Annotated in this window: 7 protein-coding genes and 1 riboswitch; of the genes, 4 read left to right on the top strand and 3 right to left on the bottom strand. The window is 67.8% G+C overall.

Features of this window, described 5'->3' with window-relative positions:
- Positions 1–135 precede the first annotated feature (135 nt).
- The 3 genes from pncA to metE all read right to left on the bottom strand — a co-directional run bounded on the left by pncA (position 136) and on the right by metE (position 3,872).
- Positions 136–762: a bifunctional nicotinamidase/pyrazinamidase gene (gene pncA, locus ABE546_RS14655; protein WP_313208888.1), complete on the bottom strand. Its 627-nt coding sequence runs from the start codon at positions 760–762 to the stop codon at positions 136–138.
- A gap of 52 nt (positions 763–814) precedes the next feature.
- Positions 815–1,504 carry an epoxyqueuosine reductase QueH gene (locus ABE546_RS14650; protein WP_121044311.1) on the bottom strand — a complete coding sequence of 230 codons (690 nt, stop codon included), beginning with the start codon at positions 1,502–1,504 and terminating at the stop codon, positions 815–817.
- 70 nt (positions 1,505–1,574) lie between these two features.
- Positions 1,575–3,872, bottom strand: a complete 2,298-nt coding sequence (metE, locus tag ABE546_RS14645; RefSeq protein WP_346464247.1) for a 5-methyltetrahydropteroyltriglutamate--homocysteine S-methyltransferase — start codon at positions 3,870–3,872, stop codon at positions 1,575–1,577.
- 213 nt (positions 3,873–4,085) lie between these two features.
- Positions 4,086–4,318: riboswitch (cobalamin riboswitch) on the bottom strand.
- 119 nt (positions 4,319–4,437) lie between these two features.
- Here metE and ABE546_RS14640 point away from each other — a divergent pair.
- From ABE546_RS14640 to ABE546_RS14625, 4 genes are all read left to right on the top strand, one after another.
- A complete protein-coding gene (locus tag ABE546_RS14640) occupies positions 4,438–5,220 on the top strand; it encodes a hypothetical protein (RefSeq protein WP_346464245.1) in 783 nt (260 codons plus the stop codon).
- Between the two features lie 70 nt (positions 5,221–5,290).
- Positions 5,291–5,857: a sigma-70 family RNA polymerase sigma factor gene (locus ABE546_RS14635; protein WP_346464243.1), complete on the top strand. Its 567-nt coding sequence runs from the start codon at positions 5,291–5,293 to the stop codon at positions 5,855–5,857.
- Positions 5,854–6,651 (top strand): anti-sigma factor, encoded by a 798-nt coding sequence (locus tag ABE546_RS14630; RefSeq protein WP_346464241.1) that lies wholly within the window; start codon positions 5,854–5,856, stop codon positions 6,649–6,651. Before ABE546_RS14635 ends, ABE546_RS14630 begins: the two co-directional genes overlap by 4 nt.
- A gap of 150 nt (positions 6,652–6,801) precedes the next feature.
- The gene (locus tag ABE546_RS14625) at positions 6,802–7,701 is read left to right on the top strand and encodes an acyl-CoA desaturase (RefSeq protein ID WP_346464252.1); all 900 of its coding nucleotides are present in this window, start codon (positions 6,802–6,804) and stop codon (positions 7,699–7,701) included.

Here is a 7,701-nt window from a genome sequence, read left to right as displayed (position 1 = left end):
CCCCAAACGGTATCGGGAGCCGGCCAGCGGCCGGCACTACCAGCGCACGGCCAGCACCCGCCGATCGTTCTTTGATCCGGTAGGTACCGACCGTTGGTCGGTACGCCGTTCCGGCTGGCGCCCGGAGGTCGCCCGTCAGATAACCGCGATCTTCGCCTTGGCCAACGCCTCGCGCACCATCCCATCGTTGGCCTCGGTCACCGGCCGGGTCAGGTCCCACAGGAACTTCACCCGGAACCCGGATTTCATCGCGTCCTGCGCGCTCCACAGCACGCAGTAATCGCGCGCCAGGCCGCACACATGTACCTCGCGGATGCCGCGCTCATGCAGCCAGCCGGCCAGGCCGGTGGCGGGGCGGGTGCCGTCGGGACCATGGTTTTCACGGAAAGCACTGTATGAGTCCACCTCGCGCCGGGTGCCCTTGCGCAGGATCAGGTCAGCCACCGTCCAGTCCACGCCCGGATGCAGCACGGCGCCATCGCTGCCCTGCACGCAGTGGTCCGGCCACAGGGTCTGCGGCTGGGCGTGCAGCAGGATCGCTTCGAACGGCAGATGCCCCGGGTGCTGGCTGGCGAAGGAGGCGTGGTCGGCCGGGTGCCAGTCCTGGGTCGCCACCACGGTGGCGTACCGGCGTTCGGCCAGCAGGGCGGCAATGTCCGGCACGATCGCATCGCCGTCCACGCAGGCCAGTGCGCCACCGGGCATGAAGTCCGGCTGCAGGTCGATCACGACCAGGGCGACATCGGCGGGGTAACGGCTCATGGCGGCTTCACGGCTGTAGGGGCGCCCAGTCTAGCCGACGCCCCTGCAGCGGTCAGTCGGCGTCGCCCTGCTTCGAGGTGCCATCGCCGTAGTACAGCACGCCCAGTTTGATCCGCTCCCGGCCGGTCTCACGGCGGTGGCGGTTGGCGTCGCGCAGCGAGTACACGCAGCCGCAGTATTCCTGCTGATAGAACTGCTCGCGCTTGCTGATCTCCACCATCCGCGCGGCACCGCCGCCCTTGCGCCAGTTGTAATCCCAGTACTGGATGCCCGGGTAGTGTGCGGCGGCGCGGTGACCACAGTCGTTGATCTGGTTCATGTCCTTCCAGCGTGAGATGCCCAGCGAGCTGCTGATCACCGCAAAGCCGTTCTCGTGCGCGTACAGCGCAGTGCGCACGAAGCGCATGTCGAAGCACATCGTGCAGCGGATGCCGCGCTCGGGTTCGTTCTCCATGCCACGCGCACGCGCGAACCAGTTGTCGGTGTCGTAGTCGGCGTCGACGAACGGTACGCCATGTTTCTCGGCGAAGCGGATGTTCTCCTGCTTGCGCAGTTCGTATTCCTTCACGGGGTGGATGTTGGGGTTGTAGAAGAAGATCGTGTAGTCGATGCCGGAGGCGGTGATCGCCTCCATGACCTCGCCCGAGCACGGCGCGCAGCACGAATGCAGCAGCAGCTTGGTGTGGCCGTCGGGAAGCGACAGGGTGGGGCGGTCGATCGGTGTCAGGTCATGCGGGTTCATGCGTTTCTCGTCGACCCCACCGCCGGCAACGGCGGCGATGGGGTCCTTGGGGCGGTCTACAAAGGGAAGATCAGGCGGCGTTGGCGTCCGCGGTTTCCTCGCGCAGTTCGCGGGCGGCGGCCACCAGCGCTTCCAGCGCGGCACGGGTTTCCGGCCAGCCGCGGGTCTTCAGGCCGCAGTCCGGGTTGACCCAGATCTGCTCGGGACGCAGCACTTCGGCGGCCTTGCGCAGCAGGGCCAGCATCTCGGCCTTGTCCGGCACGCGCGGGGAGTGGATGTCGTACACGCCCGGGCCGATCTCGTTGGGATACTGGAAGCGCACGAAGGCATCCAGCAGCTCCATGCGCGAGCGCGAGGTCTCGATCGAGATCACGTCCGCATCCATCGCCGCCACCGAGTGGATGATGTCGTTGAACTCGGAATAGCACATGTGCGTGTGGATCTGGGTTGCATCGCGCACGCCGCTGGCGCTGATCCGGAACGCTTCCACCGCCCAGTCCAGGTACTCGCGCCATTGGGCACGGCGCAGCGGCAGGCCTTCACGGATCGCCGGCTCGTCGATCTGGATCACGCCGATGCCGGCCGCTTCCAGATCGGTCACTTCATCGCGCAGCGCCAGCGCGATCTGGCGGCAGGTGTCCGCCCGCGATTGGTCATCGCGCACGAACGACCACTGCAGCACCGTTACCGGGCCGGTCAGCATGCCCTTCATCGGCCGCTGGGTGAGCGACTGCGCGTACTGCGACCAGCGCACCGTCATCGGCTGTGGGCGGGTCACATCGCCGAAGATCACCGGCGGCTTCACGCAGCGCGAGCCGTAGCTCTGCACCCAGCCGTTCTTGGTGAAGGCGAAACCATCGAGCTGCTCGCCGAAGTACTCGACCATGTCGTTGCGCTCGAACTCGCCGTGCACCAGCACGTCCAGTCCAATCTGTTCCTGCACGCGCACGCAGTGCTCGGTCTGGGTCGCCAGGAACGCATCGTAATCCGCATCGGAGAGCTTGCCGGACTTGTTGCGGGCGCGGGCCTCACGTACCTCCAGCGTCTGCGGGAACGAGCCGATCGTGGTGGTCGGGAAGCGCGGCAGCTTCAGCGCGGCGGCCTGGGCCAGGTGGCGCTGCGGGTAGCGGCTGTGGCGCTGTGCATCGGCTGGGGTCAGCGAGGAAAGACGCGCGGCGACGGCCGGGTTGTGCACGCGTGGCGAACGACGGCGCGATTCGATGCACGCACGCGAATGGGCGAGCGGCGCTTCGGCACGCGCCGGCGCATCGATCGCATCAGCCAGCACGCGCAGCTCGCCGAGCTTCTGCCTGGAGAAGGCCAGCCAGCTGCGCAGTTCGTCATCGAGCTTCTTTTCGTGGTCCAGGTCGACCGGGCTATGCAGCAGCGAACACGACGGCGCCAGCCACAGCGCATCGCTGCCCACATGGCCGTGCGCATAACGCGCCAGCACCAGGGCGTTGTCCAGATGGGTGCGCCAGATGTTGCGGCCATTGACCAGTCCGGCCGACAGCACGCGACCGGCGGGCAGCGCCTTGATCACCGCATCGAGCTGTTCCGGCGCGCGGACAAGATCCACATGCAGACCATCGACCGGCAGCGAGGCGGCCAGCGCGAGGTTGTCTTCCAGCGCACCAAAATACGTCGCCACCAGCACCTTGGGGCGGGCAGCCTGGGCCAGCACCGCATAGGCATGCTCGAAGGCAGCACGTGTGGCCTCGTCCAGGTCCTGCACCAGCAGCGGCTCGTCCAGCTGCACCCACGCCGCGCCGGCAGCCTTGAGTTCGCCGAGCAGCTGCACGTACACCGGCAGCAGCGCATCGAGCAGGTCCAGCGCGTTGCTGCCGTCGGTGGTCTTGGACAGCCGCAGGAAGGTCACCGGGCCGATCAGTACCGGACGGGTCTCGATCCCGAGCGCCTTGGCCTGGCGGTACTCGGCCAGCGGCTTGTCGCCGCGCACCGCGAAGGTCTGGCCGGCATGCAGTTCGGGCACCAGGTAGTGGTAGTTGGTGTCGAACCACTTGGTCATTTCCAGCGCGTGCAGGTCGATGCCATCGCTCTGCAGGCCACGCGCCATCGCGAAGTAGCCGCTCAGCGGCTCGGCATCGGCGAGCGCGCGGTAGCGGGCCGGGATCGCATCGAACAGGAAGGCCGCATCCAGCACCTGGTCGTACAGGCTGAAGTCGTTGCTCGGCGGCACATCCACGCCGGCCTCGCGCTGCAGCTGCCAGTGGCGTTCGCGCAGCTCGGCCGCGGTGTCCTGCAGCGACGCGGCGGTGCTTTCGCCGGACCAGAAGGCTTCGAGCGCGCGCTTGAGTTCGCGCTTGGCGCCGATGCGTGGAAAACCCAGGTTGGTAACAGTGGTCATTGGAACGTGTCCTCATTGCGTAGGGGCATTGAGGAACGAAGGAACCGCGCGCCGTCCGGGGCCTTGCAGCCCGTTCCGCCCCGCCAGCGACCTTCGCCCCCGCGGGCGAACCGGATGCCGTGAAGCGGACGCACGGGGGCAGCGCCAGGCAGGCGGCATGGCGGCAGGCCCCGGCAACCTCCCCGCGGACGTTCCAGGTCGAATCGGAGGACGGTCATGTCCTCCGGCCGGGGCCGGTATTCGGGCTGATGGACACGGGCGCACGCGCCCACCTAGTACCTGCCGCTTCCCAGGCGCGAAGGCCCAGTGCTGTTGGCAGGAGTCGTTTCCATTCACCGCTGCGGGGCAGCTCCGGAATGGGCGCGGATGCGCCTTCACCGGATTCCCGTTTAAATCCATCCCTTCATCTGCATGAAGCGATGGATACCTTCGGCGAGCATAAGGTAGGCCGACTTGAGGCGTCGGTCAAGGGGAGCAGGCGGAGCTGCGCGCTCGATCTGTTCCCCACTGCATCCAAACCACCGCCAACTGCGTATCTCCCTGCAAGCCCGCTCGTTGGACCCCCATGCGCCAGCCCTTGCCCTGCCTGATCCTGCTGCTGTCGGTGATCGCCGCCCCCGTAAGTGCCGCCGATCAGACCGTGCAGCGCCAGGAGGGCCGCGCGTATGCCGCCGCGGATGGGCGCCTGCTTTACCGCGAGACGCACTGGCTGCAGGGGCCGGCCAGCGCACAGTCGCGGCTGGTGCTGTACCGCTGCAGCGACGGGCGTCCGTTCGCGCGCAAGTGGATGACGCCGCAGGGCAGCCCACAGACGCCGGATTTCACCCTGGACGATGGCCGCGACGGCTATCAGGAAGGCGTGCGCGGTGCTGCGGCGACGCGCCAGGTATCGGTCCGCGCCAACGCGCAGGCGCCGACCTTCAGCCGCGCGATCGCGGTTCCGCCGGGCGCGGTGGTGGATGCCGGTTTCGACGCGGCGGTGCGCAGCCATTGGGCTGCGTTGCAGGCCGGGCAGAGCGTGGCGTTCCAGTTCCTGCTGCCCAGCCGTCAGCGCCTGGTGCCACTGAAACTGCAACGCACCGGCGCGGTGACCTGGCAGGGTCAACCGGCCCAGCAGCTGCAGATGAAGCTCGATGCGTGGTTCGGTTTCGCAGTGCCCCCGGTCACCTTGGTCTATGCCACCGCGGACCAGCGGCTGCTGCAGTTCACCGGTACCGGCAACGTCCGCGATGAGAAGGGAAAGTACCCGCAGGTGCGGGTCGAGTTTCCGGCGGCTCCCGTTGCCACGCCTGCGGCCGAGTTGTCCGCCGCGCGTACGCAGCCGCTGGTGAAGACATGCGGTGCCTGAGCGCCCCCTTGCAGGCAGCGGCGGGAGCAGGGAGGATGCCGATACGCCCGTTATCGACATTGAGCCTGCAATGCCCGAGCTGGACGCCGCCGCTGCCGCATCACACCGTCTGGACGAGCTGCTCGTCCGCGTCGCCGGCGGTGATCGCCAGGCGTTCGAATCGGTCTACCAATTGTCATCGGGACGCTTGTTCGCCATCTGCCTGCATGTGCTGCGCGACCGCGGCGATGCCGAAGAGGTGCTGCAGGACGTCTTCACCACGGTCTGGAACAAGGCGGCACAGTTCGACCGCGCCAAGGCGGCGGCCATGACCTGGCTGTCGATGATGGCCCGCAACCGCTCGATCGACCGCCTGCGGGCCGCGCCGCCGCGCGCGCTGGATGACCTCTCCGTGGCGGAGGAGATTCCCGATTTCGCCCCACAGCCTGCGCACGCCGCCGAGCAGGCCTCCGACCACGAGCGCCTGCAGGACTGTCTGGAGAGCCTGGAACCGCGCCGTCGATCCTTGATCCGGCTGGCCTTCCTCGATGGCGCGAGCTATGAAGAACTCGCGCGCCGCATTGGTTCGCCGCTGGGCTCGGTGAAGAGCTGGATCCGCCGCGGGCTGGGTCAACTGCGGGTGTGCCTGGAACGATGAACGTTCGCGACCTCCACGATCTGCATGACGACGGCGAGCCGCCGAGCGCCGACATCCTGGCCGGCGAATACGTGCTGGGGGTGCTTGATGCCGCCCAACGTATCGACGTGGAACGCCGCCTCGCCAGCGATCCCGGCTTTGCGCGGTTGGTGACGCAATGGGAGAACCGCCTCGCGCCGTTGCTTGAATCGTTTGGCAGTGAAGCGGTGCCTGCGCATCTGTGGCCCCGCATCCGCACCTCGCTCGGCTGGCCCGCAGCAACGACCGCCTCGCCCCGGGTCTGGCAGCGCACCGGCTTCTGGCAGGGCATGACCGCGCTGGCCGCCGCGCTGGCCGCCGCGCTGGCGTTGGTAGCCGTGTTCAGTCGCCGCGATCTGGAGCCCACCGCACCTGCACCGACGCCGGTGGCGGTCACGCCGACCGCGCCGACGACGCCGGCCGAGCCGGAACAGGCGACCAAGCCGGTGACGCCGCTGTTGCACGACGATGGCACGCCCGGGTGGCTGGCCTCCGTCGACAAGGCCCAGGGCAAGGTGCTGATGGTGCCGGTACCCGCCGCCGCCGATGCCGCCGGCCGTGCACCGGAGCTGTGGCTGATCCCGGCCGGGGGCGCGCCGCGTTCGCTCGGTCTTGTTTCGATAGATCGCGCCCACACCGTTGCCGTGCCGGACACGCTGCGTGATGCTCTCGTGAATGGGTCTGTGTTGGCGATCACACTTGAACCGTCGACCGGTGCGCCGCAGGGCGTTCCGACCGGTCCGATCATCGCCAAGGGCGACATCGCCAACCTGTAATCGTACCCGAGCAGCGTTTTTTTCCGGATCCGTGCATCCAAACGCTGCCGCCTCCCGTATCTCCTGTTAACGCCTCAGGAGAAGCGAGTCATGTCGGACAGCCCCACCCCGGACGCAGGACGCACCGCACAGCCACGTCGCTGGGCGACGCTGCTGCGCTGGTTCGACACCAGCACCGATGCGGCTGTCGCGACGGACCAGCCGCAGCGCGTGGACTGGGTGCGGGCGATCCCCTTCGCGGCGATGCATCTGGCGTGTCTTGCGGTGATCTGGGTGGGCGTGTCCTGGGTCGCGGTCGGCGTGGCGGTCGCGCTGTACGCGGTGCGCATGTTCGCGATCACCGCGTTCTACCACCGCTACTTCTCCCACCGCACCTTCCAGACGTCGCGCGCCGTGCAGTTCATCTTCGCGTTGATCGGCGCCTCCAGCGTGCAGCGCGGCCCGTTGTGGTGGGCCGCGCATCATCGCAATCACCATCGTCATACCGATACCGCCGCCGATCCGCATTCGCCCTCGGTGCATGGCTTCTGGTGGAGCCACATGGGCTGGTTCCTCACCGTGGAAGGCTTCCGCACCGACTGGTCGCGCATTCCCGATCTGGCCAGGTACCCGGAGCTGCGCTGGCTGGACCGCTTCGACACCCTGGTGCCGGTCGCGCTGGCCGCTGCATTGTTCGGCCTGGGTGCCCTGCTGGAGCGCATCGCGCCGTCGTGGGGCACCAGCGGTGGGCAGATGCTGGTGTGGGGGTTCTTCATCTCCACCGTGGTGCTGTTCCACGCCACGGTGACCATCAACTCGCTGGCACATCGTTTCGGCCGCCAGCGTTTCAACACCGGTGACGACAGCCGCAACAACCTGTGGCTCGCCCTGCTGACCTTTGGCGAAGGCTGGCACAACAACCACCATTTCTTCCCGGGGACTGCCCGCCAGGGCTTCTACTGGTGGGAAGTGGATGTCACCTGGTATGGCCTGCGTGCGATGGCCGCGCTCGGGCTGGTGCGTGATCTCAAACCCGTGCCGGCCTGGGTGCTGGCCAAGGCGGAGCACTGA

The organism is Stenotrophomonas sp. TWI377 (assembly GCF_039674525.1).
Lineage (GTDB): Bacteria > Pseudomonadota > Gammaproteobacteria > Xanthomonadales > Xanthomonadaceae > Stenotrophomonas.
Note: the sequence above shows the minus strand (reverse complement) of the source record. Positions and strands in the feature narration are given on the sequence as shown.